At 45.1% G+C, this 22,795-nt stretch carries 24 protein-coding genes, 1 pseudogene and 1 riboswitch; of the genes and pseudogenes, 17 read left to right on the top strand and 8 right to left on the bottom strand.

Going from position 1 to position 22,795, the window contains the following annotated elements; genetic code table 11:
* The first annotated feature begins 30 nt into the window (after positions 1 to 30).
* The 12 genes from pxpB (at position 31) to ACZ43I_RS08975 (ending at position 9,626) form a co-directional block, all read left to right on the top strand.
* Positions 31 to 747, top strand: a complete 717-nt coding sequence (gene pxpB / locus ACZ43I_RS09030; protein ID WP_344701692.1) for a 5-oxoprolinase subunit PxpB — start codon at positions 31 to 33, stop codon at positions 745 to 747.
* Positions 744 to 1,736 carry a 5-oxoprolinase subunit C family protein gene (locus ACZ43I_RS09025; protein WP_344701690.1) on the top strand — a complete coding sequence of 331 codons (993 nt, stop codon included), beginning with the start codon at positions 744 to 746 and terminating at the stop codon, positions 1,734 to 1,736. Before pxpB ends, ACZ43I_RS09025 begins: the two co-directional genes overlap by 4 nt.
* Positions 1,737 to 1,740: 4 nt before the next feature.
* Entirely contained in the window at positions 1,741 to 2,151 is a 411-nt protein-coding gene (locus tag ACZ43I_RS09020) for an acetyl-CoA carboxylase biotin carboxyl carrier protein (protein ID WP_344701687.1), read from the top strand.
* Between the two features lies 1 nt (position 2,152).
* Entirely contained in the window at positions 2,153 to 3,499 is a 1,347-nt protein-coding gene (gene accC / locus ACZ43I_RS09015) for an acetyl-CoA carboxylase biotin carboxylase subunit (protein WP_344701685.1), read from the top strand.
* A gap of 12 nt (positions 3,500 to 3,511) precedes the next feature.
* Positions 3,512 to 4,270: a LamB/YcsF family protein gene (locus ACZ43I_RS09010; protein ID WP_344701683.1), complete on the top strand. Its 759-nt coding sequence runs from the start codon at positions 3,512 to 3,514 to the stop codon at positions 4,268 to 4,270.
* Positions 4,271 to 4,281: 11 nt separating this feature from the next.
* The gene (locus ACZ43I_RS09005; protein WP_344701682.1) at positions 4,282 to 5,493 is read left to right on the top strand and encodes an NRAMP family divalent metal transporter; all 1,212 of its coding nucleotides are present in this window, start codon (positions 4,282 to 4,284) and stop codon (positions 5,491 to 5,493) included.
* Positions 5,494 to 5,505: 12 nt separating this feature from the next.
* The gene (locus tag ACZ43I_RS09000) at positions 5,506 to 6,285 is read left to right on the top strand and encodes a putative hydro-lyase (protein ID WP_344701680.1); all 780 of its coding nucleotides are present in this window, start codon (positions 5,506 to 5,508) and stop codon (positions 6,283 to 6,285) included.
* A gap of 160 nt (positions 6,286 to 6,445) precedes the next feature.
* Entirely contained in the window at positions 6,446 to 6,886 is a 441-nt protein-coding gene (locus tag ACZ43I_RS08995) for a MarR family winged helix-turn-helix transcriptional regulator (protein ID WP_344701678.1), read from the top strand.
* A gap of 88 nt (positions 6,887 to 6,974) precedes the next feature.
* Positions 6,975 to 7,928 (top strand): ring-cleaving dioxygenase, encoded by a 954-nt coding sequence (locus tag ACZ43I_RS08990; protein WP_344701676.1) that lies wholly within the window; start codon positions 6,975 to 6,977, stop codon positions 7,926 to 7,928.
* Positions 7,929 to 7,953: 25 nt separating this feature from the next.
* Positions 7,954 to 8,850 (top strand): ring-cleaving dioxygenase, encoded by an 897-nt coding sequence (locus ACZ43I_RS08985; RefSeq protein WP_344701675.1) that lies wholly within the window; start codon positions 7,954 to 7,956, stop codon positions 8,848 to 8,850.
* Between the two features lie 20 nt (positions 8,851 to 8,870).
* Positions 8,871 to 9,011: a hypothetical protein gene (locus tag ACZ43I_RS08980; RefSeq protein WP_344701673.1), complete on the top strand. Its 141-nt coding sequence runs from the start codon at positions 8,871 to 8,873 to the stop codon at positions 9,009 to 9,011.
* A 21-nt stretch (positions 9,012 to 9,032) separates the two neighbouring features.
* Positions 9,033 to 9,626, top strand: a complete 594-nt coding sequence (locus ACZ43I_RS08975; protein WP_344701671.1) for an alpha/beta hydrolase — start codon at positions 9,033 to 9,035, stop codon at positions 9,624 to 9,626.
* Between the two features lie 347 nt (positions 9,627 to 9,973).
* Here ACZ43I_RS08975 and ACZ43I_RS08970 read toward each other — a convergent pair whose 3' ends face one another.
* The 6 genes and pseudogenes from ACZ43I_RS08970 to ACZ43I_RS08945 form a co-directional block, all read right to left on the bottom strand.
* On the bottom strand, positions 9,974 to 11,065 hold the full coding sequence (locus tag ACZ43I_RS08970; protein WP_344701670.1) for an acyl-CoA dehydrogenase family protein: 1,092 nt from the start codon (positions 11,063 to 11,065) through the stop codon (positions 9,974 to 9,976).
* On the bottom strand, positions 11,062 to 11,817 hold the full coding sequence (locus ACZ43I_RS08965; RefSeq protein ID WP_344701669.1) for an ABC transporter ATP-binding protein: 756 nt from the start codon (positions 11,815 to 11,817) through the stop codon (positions 11,062 to 11,064). The genes ACZ43I_RS08970 and ACZ43I_RS08965 overlap by 4 nt, the downstream gene beginning before the upstream one ends.
* Positions 11,807 to 12,586, bottom strand: coding sequence for an ABC transporter permease (locus ACZ43I_RS08960; RefSeq protein WP_344701668.1), 780 nt, complete (start codon positions 12,584 to 12,586; stop codon positions 11,807 to 11,809). Before ACZ43I_RS08960 ends, ACZ43I_RS08965 begins: the two co-directional genes overlap by 11 nt.
* The gene (locus ACZ43I_RS08955) at positions 12,587 to 13,585 is read right to left on the bottom strand and encodes an ABC transporter substrate-binding protein (protein ID WP_344701667.1); all 999 of its coding nucleotides are present in this window, start codon (positions 13,583 to 13,585) and stop codon (positions 12,587 to 12,589) included. It lies immediately after the preceding gene.
* A 126-nt stretch (positions 13,586 to 13,711) separates the two neighbouring features.
* Positions 13,712 to 13,813, bottom strand: a riboswitch (TPP riboswitch).
* A 386-nt stretch (positions 13,814 to 14,199) separates the two neighbouring features.
* Positions 14,200 to 14,295, bottom strand: coding sequence for a type I toxin-antitoxin system Fst family toxin (locus ACZ43I_RS08950; RefSeq protein WP_344701666.1), 96 nt, complete (start codon positions 14,293 to 14,295; stop codon positions 14,200 to 14,202).
* A 104-nt stretch (positions 14,296 to 14,399) separates the two neighbouring features.
* A pseudogene (locus tag ACZ43I_RS08945) lies at positions 14,400 to 14,913 on the bottom strand (recombinase family protein); the annotation flags it as partial.
* Positions 14,914 to 15,373: 460 nt separating this feature from the next.
* Between ACZ43I_RS08945 and ACZ43I_RS08940 the strand changes: the two are divergent.
* The 5 genes from ACZ43I_RS08940 to ACZ43I_RS08920 all read left to right on the top strand — a co-directional run bounded on the left by ACZ43I_RS08940 (position 15,374) and on the right by ACZ43I_RS08920 (position 20,273).
* On the top strand, positions 15,374 to 15,802 hold the full coding sequence (locus ACZ43I_RS08940; protein ID WP_026858748.1) for a VOC family protein: 429 nt from the start codon (positions 15,374 to 15,376) through the stop codon (positions 15,800 to 15,802).
* 2 nt (positions 15,803 to 15,804) lie between these two features.
* A complete protein-coding gene (locus ACZ43I_RS08935) occupies positions 15,805 to 16,575 on the top strand; it encodes a DNA alkylation repair protein (protein WP_026858747.1) in 771 nt (256 codons plus the stop codon).
* A gap of 111 nt (positions 16,576 to 16,686) precedes the next feature.
* Positions 16,687 to 17,181, top strand: coding sequence for a TetR/AcrR family transcriptional regulator (locus ACZ43I_RS08930; protein WP_231403576.1), 495 nt, complete (start codon positions 16,687 to 16,689; stop codon positions 17,179 to 17,181).
* Positions 17,182 to 17,840: 659 nt separating this feature from the next.
* Complete coding sequence (locus tag ACZ43I_RS08925) at positions 17,841 to 19,106, top strand: amidohydrolase family protein (RefSeq protein WP_344701665.1); 1,266 nt, start codon at positions 17,841 to 17,843, stop codon at positions 19,104 to 19,106.
* 207 nt (positions 19,107 to 19,313) lie between these two features.
* Positions 19,314 to 20,273, top strand: coding sequence for an IS30 family transposase (locus tag ACZ43I_RS08920; protein ID WP_464761491.1), 960 nt, complete (start codon positions 19,314 to 19,316; stop codon positions 20,271 to 20,273).
* Between the two features lie 281 nt (positions 20,274 to 20,554).
* On the opposite strand, the gene ACZ43I_RS08915 is transcribed toward ACZ43I_RS08920, so the two are convergent.
* Positions 20,555 to 21,241: a hypothetical protein gene (locus tag ACZ43I_RS08915; RefSeq protein WP_344703278.1), complete on the bottom strand. Its 687-nt coding sequence runs from the start codon at positions 21,239 to 21,241 to the stop codon at positions 20,555 to 20,557.
* Positions 21,242 to 21,326: 85 nt separating this feature from the next.
* Entirely contained in the window at positions 21,327 to 22,793 is a 1,467-nt protein-coding gene (locus ACZ43I_RS08910; RefSeq protein WP_344703276.1) for an SMODS domain-containing nucleotidyltransferase, read from the bottom strand.
* Between the last annotated feature and the right edge of the window lie 2 nt (positions 22,794 to 22,795).

Here is a 22,795-nt window from a genome sequence, read left to right as displayed (position 1 = left end):
AGTGTGAAAATTCAGTTTGGGGGCAAAGGCATGAAAATCAGACAGTTTGCAGAAGATGCACTGACGATATATTTGGGCGACGAAATCGATGAAGCGGTGAATCGACAGATCGTCGCCCTGCGCCATCATATAGAAGCACAGTCCTTTGAAGGCGTGGTGGAGGTCATACCGTCGTATACAAGTCTCATCATCCATTTCGAAGTATTTTCTGTAGACTTGGAAAAACTTAAGGCAGCTCTTGAGAAAATAGATATCGATGCACTTGCGCAGGAGCCGTTCCAGTACCGGGTCATCGAAATACCCGTGTGCTACGGCGGGGAGTACGGGCCGGACATCGGTCATTTTGAAACATCGGGCTTGTCCGAGGAAGACGTCGTGCACCTGCACGCGGATACCGAGTATCTCGTCTATATGCTTGGGTTCATGCCGGGGTTTCCATTCCTTGGCGGTCTCGACGAACGATTGCATAAAGATCGGCTGGAAACGCCCCGGGTCAGCATTCCGGCAGGTTCTGTCGGGATCGGGGGACGACAGACGGGCATGTACCCGTTCGAGTCACCAGGCGGCTGGCACCTGCTCGGCCGCACGCCCGTCCCACTTTTTGATGCGGATAGAAACCCGGCGATTCTCTACGGGGCGGGGGACCGCATCGTCTACCGGTCGATCGGGGAAGACGAGTACAAGGATATCGAAAAGCGTGTCGCCCAAGGGGACTATGAAGTGAACAGCGAGGTGAGGAACAAATGACGGGGATTCTGAAAGTACTGAAGCCAGGGGTCTACACGACCGTCCAGGACCTCGGCCGCTACGGCCATCAGTCAGAGGGCTTTTCGCCCGCCGGGGCGATGGACTACCGGGCGTTCCGCTTGGCGAACCAGTTGCTTGGCAACACGGAAACTGCCGCCGCACTTGAAATGACGCTGCAGGGCGGCACATTCGAGGTGCTCTCTGACACTTTCATTGCGACGGCCGGCGCAGAGATGCCGATTGATATAGATGGCAGCAGCCATCCTTCAGGGATTGCCATCCCAGTCCTAAAGGGCAGCATAATCACCATCGGTGCAGCCGCCAGTGGTGCCCGCACTTATCTTGCCGCAGCCGGTGGCTTCAAGGTCAACCGGGTGCTCGGCAGCGCCTCAACCCATGCCAGAAGCGGCATCGGCGGATATAGTGGGCGTCCACTCAAGGCTTCCGATCGGCTTGCTGCATACGGCGGACAGGTGCACAAAATCGCTCAGCAACGTGTTCAGATACCTGCAGGGGATGATGTCGTCCATGTGGTGCCGGGCCAGCAGTTCGAGCGTTTCGATGAAGCCATGCAGCACACATTTTTTGAAGGCGAGTATGAATTGACGAAGGACGCAGACCGCATGGGAGCCCGCCTGAAAGGGCCAGAGCTTGAAGCCACCTCCCATGATGTATTGTCGGAACCGACACAATTGGGCAGTATACAAGTGCCGAAGGGCGGTCAGCCGATTGTGCTGCTGAACGACCGGCAGACCGCCGGCGGCTACGCAAAGATCGCAACGGTCGTCCGGGCGGATATCCCGAAATTCGTCCAGAAGCAACCTGGAGAGACAATCAGGTTCAAGGCCGTCACAGTGGAGGAAGCGACAGATATGTACAAAGCGGAAATGGCGCGGATTGAAGACGGCGCTTATATGAAGACCAATGATGATTTCCGTGCGCATATTCGCCCGGTGTCAAAAAAGATCGAAAAATTAATGGGAGGTTAATTAAATGGATGTCGAAAAAGTGAAAGCCTATGCAGCGCTTATGCAGGAGCAGCAGTTGAAGGTGCTGACGGTGGAAGACGGGGACTTCAAGCTCCATCTCGAAGCACAAGAAAAAACAAGTGCTCAGCCGCAGCCCGCAGTGAAGGATGATGCGGGAGACAGTGGGGCGCACACCATAGATGCCGGACAAGTGGGCACTTTCTATATAGACAAGGATGAAGACGGCAAGGACACGTATACAGCTGAAGGTGAGGCTGTCAAAAAAGGGGACGTCCTTGGCGTCATTGAGGCGATGAAAGTATTCAACGATGTCGTGTCGGATGTTGACGGTACGGTGGAAGAAATACTCGTCGGCAATGGGGAAGGGGTCGAATATGGCCAACCGCTCATCTCCATCCGGCAGGAGGGGGACTGACGTGGAGAAAGTATTGATTGCGAACCGGGGAGAGATTGCCGTCAGGATCATCCGGACACTGAAGGAAATGGACATCAGGAGCGTGGCAGTCTACTCGGTAGCGGACGCAAGGAGTATGCATGTTGCGCTGGCGGATGAAGCGGTGTGCATCGGCCCCGCCCAGAGCGCAGACAGCTATCTGGACATCGACGCCATCGTCTCGGCAATTGAGGTCACAGGGGCGGACGCAGTCCACCCGGGCTACGGCTTCCTGTCGGAATCGGCGGAGTTCGTACGGCGGCTTGAAGAAATGGACGTGACCTTCATCGGGCCTACTGCGGAGACGATCTCCCGGATGGGGGACAAATCGGAAGCAAGGCAGACGATGAAGCAGGCGGGGGTGCCCGTCATTCCAGGCAGCGAAGGTGTGGTCGAGACGTTTGAAGAAGTGGAGAAGATTGCTGAGGAGATCGGCTTTCCGCTCGTCATAAAAGCGGCATCCGGCGGAGGCGGTAAGGGCATGCGCTTTGTGCATGAGTCTTCTGAACTCGAAAAGTACTTCAAGGAAGCGAAGAAGGAAGCGAAGAATGCATTCAACGACGACCGCATCTATGTCGAGAAGTTCATCGAAAAAGCGCGCCATATCGAGGTGCAGGTGATCGGGGACGGAAAAGGCAATGCGGTCCACCTCTACGAGCGTGACTGTTCGATACAGCGCAATAGCCAGAAGCTTATAGAAGAAGCGCCCGCCGCCATCCTGCCTGAGGCTTCCCGCAAAGACATTACAGAACGGACGGCCGCTGCCGTCGCAGACCTCCATTACCGCGGCGCCGGCACAGTCGAATACCTTTATGTCGAGGAGGAAGCGGCTTTCTACTTCATTGAAATGAACACCCGCATCCAGGTGGAGCATACGATATCGGAAGCCATCACCGGTGTCGACATCGTACGTGCCCAAGTGGAGGTGGCCCGCGGCAAGCCGCTATCCATCACACAGGAAGATGTAGGGATCTCAGGTTTTGCCATAGAGTGCCGCATCAATGCCGAAGACGCGGCAAACAATTTCATGCCTGCGCCCGGTGAGATCGACATGCTCCACTTCGGCATGGGGCGTGGGGTACGCATCGATTCCCATGTCTATCCGGGCTATGTGATCCCGCCGCATTACGACTCCATGATCGCAAAGATCATCGTGCATGCCCCGACCCGCGAGCAAGCGATTCTCAGGATGCGTCATGTGCTCGATGAGACGGTAATCGGAAGCATCTCGACAAATCTCGATTTCCAGCACTTTCTGATGAACCACCCGAACTATGAGAAGAATGACGTAGATATAAAATTTCTTGAGCGCAATGCGATAATCAATTAGGGGGAGATATGAATGCTTACAGTAGATTTGAATGCGGATCTCGGAGAGAGCTATGGCAACTATACGATCGGCAATGATCAAGACATCATCCCGCTCATCTCATCAGCGAATGTGGCATGTGGTTTCCATGCAGGGGACCCTTCCGTCATGCAGGAGACGGTGCGGTTGATAAAGGATAGTGGCGTGACGGGCATCGGAGCGCATCCGGGATTCCCAGATCTGATGGGCTTCGGGCGGCGCTATATGGATATGACGGCAGATGAGATCAGTACGCTCATCATCTATCAGCTTGGCGCCCTGGACGGCTTCTGCCGCGCTCAAGGTCAGAGGATGAATCATGTCAAGCCGCATGGGGCCCTCTACAATGCCACATTTACCGACCCGGATCTCGCCCGGACCATTGCAGAGGCTGTGAAGACATATAACCCCGACCTCAAGCTTATGGGTCTGTCCAACCAGAACCTGGTGAAGGCGGGTGAGGCAGCCGGCTTGGCAGTGCGTCACGAAGTCTTTGCCGACCGTGCATATGAAGCCGACGGCACGCTGGTCAGCCGCCGTAAGGCAGGGGCGATGGTGACCGATACAGACGAAGCGGCAGCGCGTGTCATCCGGATGGTTACTGAAGGCCGGGTGGAGGCAATCGACGGCTCCGACATCGAAATACAGGCTGACAGCATCTGTGTACATGGGGATGGGGAGAAGGCGCTTGAATTCGTCCGGGAGATCCGCCGGCGCCTGAAGGAAAATGATATTGAAGTCACAACGATGTAGGGAGTGGAATAATGGATAACAAGCCCAAAATGACAACGACGCAGCGCAGGCTGCTGTTCGGAGCAGTTTTCCTGATGGCGACTTCTTCCATCGGTCCGGCGTTCCTGACCCAGACCAGCGTCTTCACCGAACAGTTCCTTGCCAGTTTTGCGTTTGCGATACTTGCCTCCATCGTCATCGATATCGGGGCGCAGCTTAACATCTGGCGGGTCCTCAGCGTCTCCGGCAAACGGGGGCAGGACGTCGCCAATGATGTCCTTCCCGGACTTGGCTACGTAATCGCGTTCTTCATCGTACTCGGTGGCTTCGCGTTCAATATCGGCAACGTCGCCGGGGCGGGCCTTGGCTTCAATGCGATCTTCGGGTGGGACCCAAGGGTTGGGGCAGCACTCGCCGGGGTCATCGCCATCATCGTATTCCTGCTCAGGAACGGCCGGGCGGTCATGGATATCATCATCCAGATACTCGGTGTCCTCATGATCGGCATCACGGCGTTCGTCATGATCAAATCCGATCCACCTTATGGGGAGGCGGCCTACCGCGCCGTCATGCCTGAAGAGCCGTTGACTCTGTTCCTGCCGGTGGTGACGCTGGTCGGGGGGACTGTCGGCGGCTACATCACATTTGCCGGTGCCCACAGGCTGATAGAAGCGGGCATGACTGGGCGTGAGAATCTAGGGTTCGTCAGCCGTGCCGCCAATTACGGCATCTTGACGACCGGCGTCATGCGGATCTTGCTGTTCCTGGCAGTCCTCGGCGTCGTCTCCGGCGGGGTGTCCCTCGATCCCGACAATCCACCGGCGTCGGTGTTCCAGATCGCGCTTGGCGACATCGGCATGCAAGTGTTCGGCATCGTACTTGTGGCAGCGGCGTTATCTTCAGTCATCGGCTCCGCCTACACGAGTGCCTCATTTTTGAAGTCGCTGCACCGCATATTCGATCAATACAATAATATTGTAATCATTTCTTTCATCGTCATCTCCACCGTCATCTTTACGTTTGTCGGCCGACCGGTCACACTGCTCATCCTTGCAGGTGCCTTCAATGGCCTGATCCTGCCTTTGACGTTGGGGGCGGTGCTGATTGCTTCGCGTAAAAAGAAAGTGGTCGGAGAATATCGCCATCCATCCTGGATGATCGTCTTCGGCATCATCGCCATCATCATCACGATCATTGCAGGGGTCATGTCGCTGCAGGGTCTGCAGGACTTATGGGTGAAGTAGGGGAGAGATACCATGGAAGCGAAGGAACTTAGAAACCAGATCAGAAATGGCACATTCGACAAGACGACGTCTGGGGCAGCGGGCAATCATGTGCAGGCCAACGTCGTCATCCTGCCGAAGCGCTATGCATTCGATTTTCTTCTGTATGCAATGCGCAACCACCAGGCCGTTCCCATCATCGAGGTGCTCGAGGATGGCCGGACGGAGAGTGTGTATGCAGAAGGGTCGGATATCCGCACGGATGTCCCACGGTACAATGTCTATCGGGACGGGAAATTGTCAGAAACCGTCGATGATATAAGCGACTGGTGGCAGGACGACTTTGTGACGTTCCTGATCGGCTGCAGCTTTACTTTCGAACAGGCCATCACCGATGCCGGATTTGAGATGAAGCACATCATGCAGAACAGGAATGTCGCAATGTACCGGACCAGCATCAAAACCGTGCCGGCAGGCATATTCAGCGGCGATCTCGTGGTCTCGATGCGGCCGTTCAGGAAGGAAAGTGTCGAACGTATAGCCGAGATTACAGGCATGTTTCCGGATATGCATGGCCGTCCCATCCATCATGGCGACCCGGATGCGATCGGAATCACCGACCTCGGCCAGCCGGACTATGGTGACAGTGTCGAGCTTATAGAGGATGAAGTACCTGTATTCTGGGCGTGCGGTGTAACACCGCAGAATGCGGCCCTGAATGCCAGGCCGGAAGTGATGATCACCCATGCGCCGGGCCATATGTTCGTCACGGATCTATATAATGAAGCATTTAAAGTCCGGCAGCCTGAATAAAGGCGGCGTGCCGTTTCTAAAACATTTGGATTGCACCCATTTAGATTAAATTTAATATTTTTTGAGCTGAGGGGTTGCATTATGATTTTTCATGGCTTATAGTACAGATATATTAAATTTAATCTAATTTAATTTAAACTAATTTTAAGGATGTGCAGAGATGAAAGATATCGATCCGCGCATCAAGGCCTTCACTGTTTTCATCAAGTCATCCCAGTCCATCCAGAAACTGATCAAGCAGGATTTCCTGAAGAAGGAAATCAATCTGAATGAGTATGCGGTGATGGAACTGCTCTACCATAAGGGGGATCAGCCGATCCAATCCATCGGGAAAAAGATTCTGATGGGGGGCGGAAGCATCACATATGTCATCGATAAACTGGAAGAGAAGGGTTTCCTGTACAGGAAACCTTGTGAAGAAGACAGGCGGAAAATGTTTGCCTGCATCACTGAAGCGGGTAAGCAATATATGAACAGACGCGTAGCAGAACAGGAAGCGCTGATCCACACCATTTTCGATGAATGGACGGATGATGAAGTTGACGAAGCGATCGACCTGTTGAAACGTGTCGGTCTGCATGCAGAAGGATTACTGAAATGAAGCTTGTGCCGGGCACAGGCTTTAAAACAGCCAATTATCTCTAATTGAAGATAATTATTGGATGAATCATTTAAAAGGAGTTTTTGAAATGACTGAAGGACTACTCGGAATCCACCACGTTACAGCGATGACGGACGACGCAAAGCGGAACTATAAATTCTTCACTGAAGTACTCGGCATGAGATTGGTCAAGAAGACGGTGAATCAGGATGATATCCACACCTACCACACATTCTTTGCGGACGATGTCGGTTCTCCAGGTACAGACGTGACATTTTTTGACTTCCCGAATATCCCGAAAGGCGCGCCGGGCACGAACTCGATTTCACGCATAGGACTCAGGGTACCGGATGACGCGGCACTGGAATATTATTTGGAGCGATTCGAAGAATTTGATGTAAAACATGATGGCATCAAAGAGGTGTTTGGGAAAAAAGTACTGCCGTTCGAAGAGGCGGATGGCCAGAGGTATCAGCTGTTCTCCGACGAAGGGGATACAGGGGTGGCTCCCGGCATTCCATGGAAGAACGGTCCGGTACCGGAAGATAAAGCGATCTATGGTCTGGGTCCGATTGAAATCACGGTAAGCTACTTCGATGAGTTCAAGCAGATCCTTACAGGAATCTATGACATGAAACCGAGCCTGGAAGAACAGGATGTAACGCTGTTTGAAGTCGGCGAGGGCGGTAATGGTGGTCAAGTGATCTTGAGGAAAGACGAATCGACTCCTGGCCGTCAAGGTTATGGACAGGTTCACCACGTGTCATTCAGGGTGAAAGATCACGAGACGATCAAAAAATGGGAAGAGAAATACAATCAGAACCGTATGGGACACTCCGGTAACGTAAACCGCTTCTACTTCGAGGCACTGTACACACGGATCGGTGACATCTTGGTCGAGATTTCAACAGACGGTCCGGGATTCATGGGCGATGAACCATATGAAACGCTCGGCGAGAGTCTGGCCCTGCCACCATTCCTTGAATCACAACGCGAAGAAATCGAAGCGCAGATACGTCCTTTCGATACGAAGCGGTCTTAATGCGCATATAGGAGGAATTGATCAAATGGAAGCAATAAAACGCATCCATCACATCAGTGCAATCGTCGGCGATCCAAATGAGAATTTGAAATTCTATAGGGATGTCCTGGGCCTGCGCCTCATCAAGCAGACAGTCAATTTCGACGACCCGGGCGTCTACCATCTCTACTTTTCAGACCACGATGCGACCCCGGGAACAGTCATCACATTCTTCCCATGGACGAATGAACGCCGAGAGGGCAGAAAAGGCAGCGGTCAAGTGGGCAGGATCGCCTTCAGGGTGCCAAAAGGCAGCCTCAGTGCATGGCAGGACCACCTCAGCAGCCAGGACATTGATGTCGAAGTGACTCAACTGTTCGGCAAGGAGACCCTGGAATTCGACGACATACACGGGCTCGAGCTCGCCCTTGTTGAAGGGGAAGCGTCTGCTGAAGATGACGCAATCCTTGGATTCCATGGTGCTGTGCTCCTGTCCGGTGACCCGGGCGGCACAAAGGAACTGTTGACCGACATGATGGGATTGACGGAGCTCGACCACGACGGCCAGAACCTCCATTTCGAGACGGCTGGTGAGGAAAAGCATCATATCATCACAGCAATCCCGCCGCTTGCCCCAGGCAGGTTCGGCATCGGTACAGTGCATCATATCGCATGGTCCGTACCCGACATGGACGTGCTCGATGAATGGCAGGCTGCGCTGAAGGATGAAGGCTTCGGCGTTACTGAAGTCAAGGACAGGCATTACTTCAATTCCATCTATGTCTCCGAGAAGGGCCATGTCGTATTTGAATTTGCGACCGATGGTCCCGGGTTCGACAGGGACGAGGATAAAGATGCTTTAGGCACCACCCTGAAGTTGCCGCCGCAATACGAGCATAGACGTGAAGAGTATGAAAGTCTGCTGCCGAAGCTGGGTGTATAATCATAGCAGATGTCCTGCTTTTGAAGGTGCAGCACTATCATATAGGTGAGGACATCTATCGAGACGGCTATATCGGTCCCCTAGGATCAGGCGCCGTAGGTAGGCTTGCAGATGATGGCCATGCAGAAATAGGACGCATGTTTACAGCAGAAAGACCATAATGACAGAGGAGATGACCCATAATGGAACACTTATACAATGAAAAGAAAAAGGGCGCACCAGTATTCGTATTACTTCATGGTACAGGCGGCACAGAAAGGGATCTGCTGCCGCTTGCTGAGCTGTTGAATCCTGAATATAATGTTTTATCAGTCCGCGGCAATGTGCAGGAGAATGGCATGAACCGCTACTTCAAACGCCACGGTGAAGGCCAGTATGATTGGGAAGACCTTGAATTCCGCGGCAATGAGCTTTATGAGTTCATCGTTGAAAAGTCGAAGGAACATGAATTCAAACTGGAAGATGTCGTCTTTGTCGGCTTCTCCAACGGTTCGAACATCGCCATCCAGATGATGCTGCGGCAGCCTGAGACATTCAAGCGGGCGGCCTTGTTCGCTCCGCTCTATCCGGCAGATGTAGAAGAAAAACAGGACTTCAATGATGTGGATGTATTCCTGTCCCTCGGCAAGGGTGACCCGATTGTGCCGGAAGCGGAAAGTGAACGCGTGATCAACCTGTTTGAAGAACGCGGTGCAGACGTTGAGGTGACATGGGTGAATGGCCACAGCCTGACCCAGGATGCCGCGATGGAAGCGAAGAACTGGCTCAATAGATAATACGGACAATCCGCCATTTTACGATAAGAGCCTAAAAAAACGGAATTAGAGGTGATCAGAGTGGATATCAAGAAAAGCAGCACGAAGTTTTACGTAGGGGATAACCCGGACCACCCATCAGCGAAATGACATTCGTCTATGAAATGAAGGGGGACGTAGAGCAGGCGGATGCGGCTCCAGTGCTAAGTTTCCTGGAAGCTTCATGCAGGAAATCATTCGATCATCTGGAATGGGAAAATACACAACATTGCTTCGTTGAGCTCAAGATGGACAAAAACCAAAAGCGATGAGACAAGAAAAGGCACTCCCTGCAATCTGGCGGTCAGATTACAGGGGGTGCCTTTTTATTATATGGTGCTGATTTCCTCAATACGTCCTTCGGCATCGATGAGCAGGCCATGCTGGGAAGCGGTGAGCAAGTCACGGTATATGCGATTCAATGGATTGTCTTCCATGATCATATCCATGCCGAGGTGGCGATAGAGCTGCTGGGCGCCGCTGACTGCAGCATGTGCGACCATTTTACTGTGGTCAGATACGGCGTCCAGAATTTCATCGTCCAGAACTTCCCCATCCATATGGGTCTGCCATGACGTCCTGACGGCATCATAGTATGACTGGCGAGCCTGCATGAATGATGTTTCGTTGGCATTTAGAATATCGAGGGTATGGCGGTGGCGCATTTCATCTACTTCTTTGTCGGTCGAGAGCTTCGACTCGATCTGCCTGCGGGCCGCTTCATAGAAGTGGCGCGCGACTCCGATGACGGTAGCGGCGATATTGGCAGAAGCAAATGGCAAGAACGGATAATGGTAGGCGGGATGGTCATAGTAAAAATGCGGCGCAGCGACATCAAAACGCCGATAGGCTGGGACGATGGCTTCTGTAACATGAATGGTATGGCTACCGGTGGCCTTCATGCCAAAAGCATTCCAGTCTTCTTCTATGGTCACCTGTTCCGGTGTAAAGGCGAAGGCATATAACGCCCCATCGTCTTCATCATCTGAGACTATCCTGCACGTTGCGGTGAACAAGTTCGCAATCAGGGCGCCGCTTGCGTAGGGCCAGCTTCCGCTGATGATGTAGCCGGCGTCCGTCTTTCTCGCCGTGCCGAGTGGCCGGTCGCTGCCTGCTATAAAGAAGTTGCGGGCGGTGAAGAATTCTTCGACGGCTATCGGTGATAATGTGGCCGCAAAAAATCCCGCGCCAGAGCCAAGCTGTACGAGCCAGCCGAAACTGCCGTCGGCATAGGCCGCGGTTTCAAACGTCTGTAAGGCTTCAGGCAAAGGGGTCATGCTGCCACCGAGTGCCTTTGGCAGAAATAGTTTGAATAACCCCTCATCATACATATATTCAAGCATCTCATCGGTGGGGCGACCATTTTCTTCCATCGCAGCGGAATGCTTTCTGACTTCAGACACCATGTCCAGATCGATCATTCTGTATCGCCTTCTTTCAGTAACAGGTAGATTTCCCTTCTCAGCTTGGTGAATGTATCTTCCAATGTGATGTCATGGTGTCTTGGGCGTGCGAAGGGCACCTCAATTTCTTTTATTATTTTTGCTGGCTTGTCGGATAGTATCAATATGCGGTCCGACATATAGATTGCTTCTTCTATACTGTGCGTGATGAACAACACGGAGCGGCGGTCGGTCTCCCACATCTTGAGCAGCCAGTCCTGCATGTCTAGGCGGGTGAGTTCATCGAGCGCGCCAAACGGTTCGTCGAGCAGCATCAGCTGCTGAGGGCTGAGCAGGGAGCGGATGAAGGCGACTCTCTGCCGCATCCCACCGGACAGTGTATTGGGATAGGATTTTTCGTATCCGCCAAGCCCTGCCCGTGTCAGCCATTTACGCGCCGTCTGGCGGTCGATGCTGCCGTTTATCTCCTGGACCAGAACAAGGTTGTCCTCAATCGTGCGCCAGGGCAGCAATGAATCCTGCTGCGGCAGATAACTGATGTTGCCTCGGGTGCCGTTGACCCGCTTGCCATCTATGAAGATATCGCCTTCATCCGGCTCGATCAGTCCACCGACCAGGTTGAATAGGGTACTCTTCCCGCTTCCCGACGGACCGAGAAGGGTGACGAACTCGCCGTCTCCGATGGTGATGGAGAGGTCAGCCAACACTTCGATATCCGATGTGCCCCTGAATGTGTGGGTCAAATTTTCAATGTGGAGTTTAGCCGTCATCTCGATCATCTCCTTCCGTATTCCACGGGATCATCCATTTTTCAAGCAACAGGATGAAGCCAAACAGAATCATGCTGATCAGCATGATCGCAAAAATCGATACAAATACCTGATCTGTCCTAAAGGCAGAAGAGGCAACTGTCATGAAGACACCAAGCCCTTTTTGAGCCCCGAGCCATTCGGCGATAACTGCACCCATTACGCTGTATGTGGCAGAAATCTTCAGACCCGAGAAGAAGTAGGGCAGGGCGCTTGGCCATTCCAGCTTGAAGAATATCTGCCTGCGGCTCGCGCCGATCATGCGCATATAGTTGAGGAGCGCTGGATTGGTCTGCCTGAATCCATCGATCAGGGAAACGGCGATCGGGAAGAAGCAGACGAGTGTGATGATCAGTATCTTCGGCAAGGCACCGAAGCCGAACCACAGTACGAGCAGCGGAGCCAGCGCAATGATCGGAATGTTCTGCGACAATACCATCAATGGATATACAGCCTGCCGCACTTGGGGCACAAGGTGAAGTCCAAGTGCCAGAACGATTCCAACCGAGGCGCCGATGGCGAATCCGCCGAGTGCGATCAGCACGGTGGAGAGGCTATGGTCCAATATACGTGGATAGATCTGCATGCCTTCTTCGAATATTTGAACTGGGCTTGGCAGCATCCAGCTTGGAATGTCAAACAGCGAAGCCGCCAACTGCCAGATGGCGAGGATGAGAATAATGACGGAAACAGGCGCCACAACATTCCATGAGAGTAGGCGTTTCATCATCTAATCATCCGAGCTTCCCGGCAGGAAATCATTGGTATAGGCTGCGTCGACGTCCAGCTCAGAATCGATCAGCTCATTTTCATACATCCAAGCCATATAGTTCTGCCATACATCACGCTCCTGGTGGCCCCAGTATGGCGCATCCCCCTGATAGACATCGGTCAGCCATTTCTGGCTTGCTATGACGAGTTCCTCATCAAGGTCTGGTTCTGCATCAATCAGGTGTTGGGCTGCCTGTTCAGGTTCATCCATTGCCAGTTGGTACCCTTTGGCAGTCGCCTTTGTAAAGGCTTCAACCATCTCCGGGTCTTCTTCAATCAGTTTTTCATTGGTGATCATGACAGGCGTATAGAAGTTCAGCGCATCCGAATACTCGGTGAAGGAAATCGTATTGAGCGGAAAGTCCCGAAGTTCTGCTTCAACCCCCGTCCAACCGTAATAGATCCAGGCGAAATCGACATCACGCTGTACAGCAGTGAAGAAGTCCGTCTCTCCGATATTCAGGATATCCACTTCACTGATATCTGCACCATCAGCTTTCATGATGGACGCGATGGTCTCCTCTTCGATTGGAGAGCCATAGCCGCCATAGGTCTGTCCTTCAAGGTCGGCCGGGGTCTCAAGATCATATTCTTTCGGGGAGGCAAGATAGGACGTGTTGTCCTGGATGATGGCAGCAAGCGACACGATGGACACGCCCTGCAACCTCGATTGGGTGACGTTCTCCTGGGCACTGATGCCGAAATCTCCATTACCAGTAGCAACCGTCTGTTCGGCTCCCGCTTCACCAGGCAACACAATTTCGACGTCGAGCCCCTGTTCTTCGTAATAGCCTTCCGCTTTCGCGGCATAGATGCCGGTGTGGTTTGTATTCGGCGTCCAGTCAAGGACGAAGGTGACATCCTTCAATCCGTCCTCACCTGTCGATGCCTTATCTTCCCCTCCGCCGCAGGCGGATAGGAACAGGATGGCAATCATGGCGTATAACATTCTTTTCATAATGTATGCTCCTCTCAAAATTGGTGGTGTTCCGTGACCATTGTAGAAATGGGCATAAAAAAACACCTTCCGTATCTGGAGGCGTTAAAGAGTAATGGAGGCGTGGTGCTTACTATTCAGCAAAGACCGAAACCGCCACACATTCCCTACGCTGGTATTATCCAGATCAGGTCAAAGGGTCAGGAAGCATCCTTCTCAGCCATTGTTATGGCTCCCCCATGTATTACTATTATTTTCTTAACACAGTATAACATGATGCGGACAGGGGTTAAAGCTGGAAGGGGAGTGTGGAGTAATTTGGAGAGGAAATGGTCAATCGAAAATGGAGGCTAACGGCATAAAAAATATCTCTCCGGTATAAAAGGGCTGGGAATCACTCGAAGTTACCAATGGGAAGACAGTTCGGAAAGCGATCATTTTATTCGGTGGAATCAACAGAAGGAGCGGGACATCACTTACCTTTAAATGCTTTGTAGATTCTGTTTTATTTACGGGGCAACGTGAAAATGCTATAATATAAGTAATCAAACATTGTTGCTTAACATGACACACCAACCCCCCAATCTATGGCAGTAGATTGGGGGTTTTTTGGTGTTATTGGTATAGCCATCTAGTTAGTCTTCACGATTATCCAACCAATACGATAATAATGTGATTACTGCACCGACTAAAATTGGTGCAATAAGGGACTCAAACATTGTTGCAAACATGGTGTTACCTCCTTCCATGCTATCCGCACAGAAGTGAACTAGATGACCGCATCAATTTTATCATATAAAACGTTTTTGAATACATCGCTTTTATATAGTGAAGACTAATCTAGATTGTTCTTAATTCTATAGATCGTCTGTCGTGTAATCCCGACCTCTTTGGCAATTTGAGATATGGCAATATTTTCATTCAACTGAGAAACGACACGATGTTAAACAAATCGCTTTTGAGGACTTTTGGCATTTGGGGGGATAAAGTGTTGGTCGTCCTTTATAGATTCCCTTGCTTTTTGCTAATTTAATGCCCTGAGTTTGCCTGAGCTTTGACTCCGAACGCTCCTGTTCTGCAATCATGGCCAGGATTTGGATAATTTGATCTTTAATAAATTTATCCAACAAAGGGTTACCGATTGCTTCACTCATTATAGGCAAACTTGTGATGATCAGCTGGACATCCTTCTGTTTCAAAAAAATATGGTATCTATCACTTCATCATAATTTCTCCCCAGACCATCAATGGATTCTACGATGAGTAGATTTCCTAAACGCCAAATACTAAGACTTCTTTAAAATACTTCGCTCATTTACAGTGGCGCCAGACCTCTTTTCTGAATGTAATTAAAATACACCCTAATCACACACTCTGAATCCAGTATTATCAACACCATCAAACTGTCTATTTAGGGTCTGCCCTAATCAATCAAAAATTTAAGAGAGAAAAATACATCTATATATTGTTTTACCAGAAGATTATTTTTCTAGTTATAAATGAAAAACAATCTTAAAATAATTTAGTATGTTTACAAACTCTTGTTTTTATTTATTTCAAATGTTTTCGAAGTGTCCGCAAAAGTGTACTTTTACGAACGCTTATTTCTGAAGATACTTATGAAAAGATGACCCAAAAAAGATACAACAGGAAATGTTAATTTAATATTAAAAGTAAATAAAAACACAATAAATTCCATAGAAATTCTAGCATTTAATGCTTAATCAAAGTAAAAATAAAGTTTTTTATATATACATACATACAGTACGTATGTATAATTGATTTATATTGTAAAGGAGAGTGATTTAATTGAAATGGAATAGTTTTTATCCTGTATTGATGATTGAAGAGTTGAAGCGCAGCAAAGAATTCTATATGAATTATTTTGGATATTCAGTATCATTCGAGGCTGACTGGTATGTAAGTCTTGTTAATAAACGAACGAACGGTGAATTGGCTTTACTTGACCTTAACCACGAAACAATACCTGAAGGTTATGGCAAGGCAGCGCAAGGTCTTTTATTGAACATAGAGGTAGAAGATGTTGATGCTATTTATCAAAAACTTGCAATAGAAAACCAGTTGCCTATCGTATTGGATATACGTAGTGAAGCATTCGGGCAACGACACTTTATTACAAGAGATCCTAATGGTGTTCTAATAGATGTAATAAAAGTTATCCCTGCGGACGATAATTACACAAAACAATATGTAGACGAGAATTTTGGTTCAAATTAATAATGGGTCAGTATATTCCACTCAAATATTATTTTGACAAGGATTTAGCTGAAAGGTTAGCGACATTAATTTCAATAAATTATAAATCATTTCCCAACAAAATATTTATCGATAATGTTTCGAAAAGAGTAGAGAACAAAGAATTAAAAGCACGTGTTTTAGTGATTGCAGAAGAATTACACAAAGCGCTGCCTAAAGAGTTTGATAAAGCGCTTCTTGTATTATTGTCTGTACTGGGACCAGTAAACCAGACAGAAAAAGGCATGTTTACGAACGGTTATTTTCTAATGCCCATAGCACGTTACGTAGAATTATATGGCTCAAGTCATGTCTCTTTATCTTTGGAAGCACTTTATGAGATTACTCAAAGACACACCTCAGAATATGCAATTCGACCATTTATTGTAAACAATACTAACGAATGCTTAAAATACTTTGATATATGGAGAAAAGATAATAATTCTCACGTAAGACGACTTGTAAGCGAAGGAACTCGCCCAAGATTACCCTGGGCCTCAAAGATAGACTATATAAATGGGGATATAAATCAAAATTTAGTTTTACTTGATTCACTTAAAAATGATTCATCTAATTACGTCAGAAAATCTGTAGGAAATCACCTTAACGATCTATCTAAAGAAGAGCCAGAAATCGTGTTATCATGGCTACTTGAAAGAAGAACAACTACATCACCAATAGTAATAAAAAGAGGACTGCGTACTTTAGTTAAAAAGGAATATCCAGGAGCACTAGAAATGATAAGAGAAATATAGAGAGGTACTTTAAAGTGAAAAAAAAAAAAGGAACAAGCTAATCAAACTAGAAAACAATTAATAGAAATTGCAACCGAATTATTTTCGGAACATGGCTATTCAAAAGTTTCATTGGAAGATATTGTTGAAACAGAGCAATTGACACGCGGGGCAGTATACCATCACTTTAAGAGCAAAAAAGGATTGTTTTATGCAGTTTTCGAGCACGCGCATCAACTAATTGCAGAAGAAATTAGTGCAGTAGATGAAAAAAACGAGGATCAGTTGGAGCAATTAATAGAAGGCTGTAGAATATTCATTGAAACTATTTCAAAAGAAAATATGTATCGAATTCTGCTAGTAGACGGTCCATCTGTATTGGGGTGGCAAATTTTCCGAAGATTTGACAAAGAAAACTCAATGAAATTACTACAAAATCAGATTGAACAGTTACAAGATAAGGATATTCTTCAACAAAACTCTTCAATTGTAATGACGCATGCTTTATCAGGAGCTATTAACGAACTTTCAATATGGGTGTCAGAACAAAACGATAAGAAAAAAGCAATAGAGAAGTCCATGGTTGTGATAGAAGGAATAATTTTAGGATTTAAGAACCCTTATTAAATTTAATGATTACATTACTAAATTCGAATAAAAATAATAATGCGAGAGCGTAAAATATCTTGTGTAAATGAAGTTAGAAGGCTTCCAGTCAATTTTACAGTTTACATATCATAACTGATTGGTAGTTGCTATAAGTACAGAAAAAACTCCAATCCCCTTTCTTAGCAAAGGAGTTGGAGTTTTCTCATTTACATGCAAAATAAAGAAGAAAGTGATAAGCAGTAAAATCGATATTCTATTAATGTCTATTTGGGATCTACTTTAATCAATCATAAATCTAAGAGGGAAAAACACATTTACATATTGTTTAACCAGAAAATTAATTTCTAAGTATAAAATGAAAAATGCGCGTAAAAGTATATGCAAAAATATTGAACGTTCATAAACTATTTTTATATGTTAAGAACGTTTATTTTAATATATTTAGAATATTCATACTGTTCTTAAAAGTATAATTTTAAGAACGCAAAAACATATATGATAAAATAGAGGAATATCATCTTGGTAGCTACCTATAATAATAACTACAGTTTCGAAGCATTATATGTAAATTCAGCCATGTACTTTTATATAAATTGAAATTGATTTTAAGAGGAGATTCGTTGTGACTAACTATGAAAAATAATTGATAGAATAGAAATGATTAAAGGGGTAAATAAATGAAGTTAAAAAATGTAACATACCTAAATAGTAATATGAAATTTGAAACACAAAGTATTGAAATTCAAAATGGTGAAATTCGTCTAAATATTAATGATGCAAATGATGAGGAGGCTATAGATTGCTCGGATTATTTTGTCATTCCTGGTTTGGTTAACGCCCATTTCCATAGTTATTCCCCTTTAACTAAAGGATTGATGAAGGAAATGCCACTCCAAGACTGGAGCAATGACACAGAACAAGGAAAAGTACAGCAATTGTTCTTTGAGTATATCGACAATGAAGTCTCTGAAGAAGCTTTTTTGTGTGTTGCTCAAAAAAGCTATATAGATATGGTTAAAAATGGGGTGACTTTTGTAAGTGACTCAGATCCCCAATCGCCAAAATTACTAAGTGATGCAATAAACGAAATTGGAATACGAGGAATAGTTGATGCATATGAAGAAATTGGGGATTATTATAGTAGATCTGATGGCAATGTTTTATTTGGCACTCATTTATTAGAAGAAGAAGACTTTACTAATACTGAATTAAACAACTTGAAAGATACTAAGGATAAATATAACCCTATAATGATGACGCATTGTTTAGAGAATGAGTGGCGATCCAACATAGTAAAATCTGATTTTGGTAGATCTAGTATTGATATTTACAATGAATTGGGGTTACTCGATGATAAGACAGTGCTGTTTCATGGTGTTTATATGTCGAAAAATGATATAGATTTAGTCGCCAAACATAAAAGTTCTGTTGTCCATTGTCCAATTTCAAACTTAGATACAGGAGCAGGAGTTGCAGATGTTAGTTACATGCTTGAAACGGGTGTGAATGTTTGTTTAGGCACTGATTACAGTCATACAGACATGTGGGAATTAATGAAGTTAACTTACTATTTATTAAAAATAAATAACCCTGTTAATAAATACACTGCTGAGGATATTTTTAAAATGGCAACTTTAAATGGTGCAAAAGCTTATGGTTTACAGGAGGGCATAGGTAAAATAAAAGATGGTTATAAAGCTGACTTAGTTTTTATTAAAAAGAGTCAGGATTTGGAGCCACTACTAAACAATGAAGCTTTTTCTAATTACCTTCACAATTTATTGTTTCATAGTAATGAGGGTTCAGTTCAACATGTGATGGTTGATGGTAAATGGATTATGAAAGATAGAGAACTGCTTACTATTGACGAAGGAAAAATAGAAAGTATATATAATCATATTGCAGAAGGTTTTGTTAGCTATTTAAAAACCCAATCTTCTTGAACAGTTGAGTTACTTCAAGAAGTAGTTCGCACTCTATTGAAATATAGGAGACGGGTTAGTGAAACAAGAAATGAAAAAAATTCTACTTTTTAGAGGAGAGCGGATTATGAATCGCCGATTGTAAAATTAAGCTAGACACATAAAACGGTCACACATGATACACTCAAAATGGTTTTCCGACAAAAGAAATCATAGGAGTGATCATGCATGACCTACACCCATATTACCATGGATGAATTAGTATTCATAGAAGCCTATTTCCAACACGGAACTACCGTGGCTCAGATTGCGAAACGGCTCGGACGTGCCCGGCAGACTATCCACAATGTCATCACGCATTTCAAGGCCGGGCACACCGCCATCGACTACTATCAGCGCTATAAAGAAAATAAGAAGCGATGTGGTAGAAAACAAAGTGTCTTGCCGACCAGTCAACGGAAGTACATCGAAGAAAAGGTCGCTCAGGGCTGGACACCGGATGTGATCGTCGGCCGGCAGGAGATGCCAATTGACTGCTCGGGTCGCACGCTGTATCGCATGTTCAAACGGGAAACCTTTGATGCGGCCAAGCTGCCAATGCAGGGCAAGCGAAAACCGAATGGCCATCAGGAACGCCGGGGCAGACAAGCCTTCAGGCGTAATATCTCTGAAAGAGTGGATGACTATCCCACTTTCAATGAAGCGTTCGGCCACCTCGAAGGCGACACCATTGTCGGTGTCCGTCACAAGAGTGCGGTCATCACGCTGGTTGAGCGTCTGTCAAAAGCCATCATCACATTAAAACCCAAAGGCAGAACCGCACTGGATATTGAGTCTGCCATTAATACATGGTGTCAAAAGATGCCTAGAAACCTATTCAAATCCATCACCTTCGATTGTGGCAAGGAGTTCTCCAACTGGCAGTCGATGAGCAATCGAAATGATCTATCCGTATACTTTGCCGATCCGGGCACACCATCACAGCGGGGATTAAACGAACATTCCAACGGCTTGCTCAGAAGGGATGGCCTGCCTAAAGATATGGATTTCAACACGGTCGACCAAGCTTTTATCTCATCGGTTGCCACCAGAAGGAACCATATCCCAAGAAAATCATTGAACTATCGTACACCATTGGAAGTCTTTTTGGGTTACATGGGTGAGAAAGAACTGTCTAGCTTATTTTGACAAACGAAATCATTAAAAAATCATATCCTATTTAAATTTTTTTATTTTCTGTATGGGATGTTGTTGATTGTATTTATTAGAAAGGAAAATTTAGTATAAAAAAGAACACCATCTTTTCGAGATAGTGTCCACAAGTAATTTAAATAGCATTTCTTATTTAATTGTATCGTTTGAAAACATTTTCTATCATATCTCGTTCTTCAATCAAAGGGTCAGAATGAATTAATTTACATCACATTATATTCAATCCAATCAAACACATGTAAATCACTTTTATAAATCTAATTTGCATTAAAATATTTATTATACAGGCGGATTTCTGCTTCAATATCATTAGTTTCTGGGTTTCCATCCTTACCTGAACTAAAATAATTCATCGTTTTTATAGATGAGCGTGTACTATCAATAAAGTCTGTAACCTCTTCTTGAATATTTTCTATCAAATACCAGGCAACTGTCCCACATCTATCGTGTTCAGAAGTAACTAATAATAATACTGCTTCCTCATAGTTTGAAAAGTACTTTTTCTCTTTCTTTTTAGATAACATCTTTTTAAAAAGTGTGGCGAGTTTAGTTGTATCCATTACTGGATACCTATTGATCTCAACTTGTGATACATCACTTAATCCTAGAATCTCTTTGACCAAATTTGTAATTGATTGAGCTTCTTTATCGCCAAATATAGTGACTAATTCGTATAGAATGTCTTTTCCGTTTATAGTGACTAAAAAATCACCAGGTTCATTTGGGATAATCTCTTGAATATTTTCAAGTTCCTCATTAACATCTAAATAAGTTAATAAGTGAAATAGTTCTATGGATTTTTTAATAAAATCTTTATTGCTGCTGAATTCTTGGATATGGTTCTTCATAATGCTCTGAGTCTTTATAGCAATATTTTTTTCACATGTATAGAGACGAATGTTTTCATCTCCAACATATCTATTTTGATTATTATCATTATCCACCTAGTAAAACCCTCCAAATTACTATATTAAGTAACTAAAACATTTGTTATCTAAAATATAGTTCCGATATTTTTTGTATTAATGATTAAGGTCTGTTTTTCTCCAGAAGCTCTAACGCTTCCCTATAGGATTCATTTATATTAGAATAATCATCTTGTTTGATTGCACTTTTTAAATAATCTATCAGAGTTGTTCTATATGGTGTTTTTTCTATTACATCCTTCACTTCAAAAATAGATAGATAACAATTATCCTTCACCATATTACAAACAGAATTATAAAATTTTTCATTAAGTTCAAGTGCTTTATAAACTTCAGCTAAATAGGAATATTCATATCCTCGAAAGTTACGTTTCTTTTTCCTATTTATCCTCTCTAATATTTCAATCTTCTGTATCCAATATTCTCTTCCTAAACTTTTGATTAGCTCTTTGGGGAGGCTATACTTAGCTTCTTGAAAAAAATCTATATAAAGGTCATATTTTAGTTCATCTAATTCATCTTGAATTTTTTTATGACGATTGGAAAGGTTTGCTTCTCTGTCGTCTAATTCTTTTCTTTTTTGTTCATATTCTTTAACATCTAATGTGAGTTTTTGAGATTTGACTACTATTTCATTTAATAAGTCATCCATTTGACGTTTTACAGTTAACATATATTCTTCTTGAATTTCTTCTTTACTTTGAGCACTTTTTTCCCCAAATAATTCTTTCCAAATATCTATATTAAAATTAGAAGTTTTAAGTTTTTCTAAATCCTGCTCAATTAGTTCGATAAACATTTTGAAATCTTCTAAAGAGTAGTTCCCTGCTAAATTATTTTCCTGGAGAATTGGATCATTAATAACTGGCTTTATTTCATAAACAGCACAGTTTTCTTTGTAAGCTTTCACTATATTTTCAAAGGTAGTTAAGAGTAAATTTTCTATATCGTATTTTGAGTCGCCTATATTATCTGCTATTATTTTTTCTAAAAGAATACCTTTTGGAAGTTTTATGTTTCCGCTATTCTTCTTATTTTTCCTCCACCATTTAAAAAGTTTAACAAGAGAAGTATATTTACTTTCATTAGACTTATTGGTAGTGGTTGACCACTTAATATGAGATTTTGGATCAGTTAGCGTCCATTCATTTGTTTTCCTATCTCCTATCCAAAATTGGTCATCATCCTTGACCAAAGGAACTACATCTACATGATAGTTAGCCATGTCAATCCCAACTGATTTAGATTGAAGTCTATTATACTTATATTTTGATTGACTACTCAATATGTCTTTGAGCTCATTTAAAATATACTCTGGTGAACTATCTTTATTATAATTAACAACAATTATAATATCTACATCTTGTTTATCTTCATCTATTGATGGACGTATTGCAATATTCTTCGCAAATGACCCAGAAATAAATGTGTCTACGTGTATATGTTTATATTGTTCGTTGCTTTCTAAAAAACTCCTCAAACTTTTTTGTAAGCTGCTAACATAACGTTTAGTTGATTTACTAGGCTCAATATTGGATAGTAGATCATAAAAATATTGATGATTTCCCAATC

This window comes from Salinicoccus jeotgali, assembly GCF_055379195.1.
The sequence above is the reverse complement of the archived record's forward strand: the minus strand, read 5'-3'. Positions and strand labels throughout refer to the sequence as shown.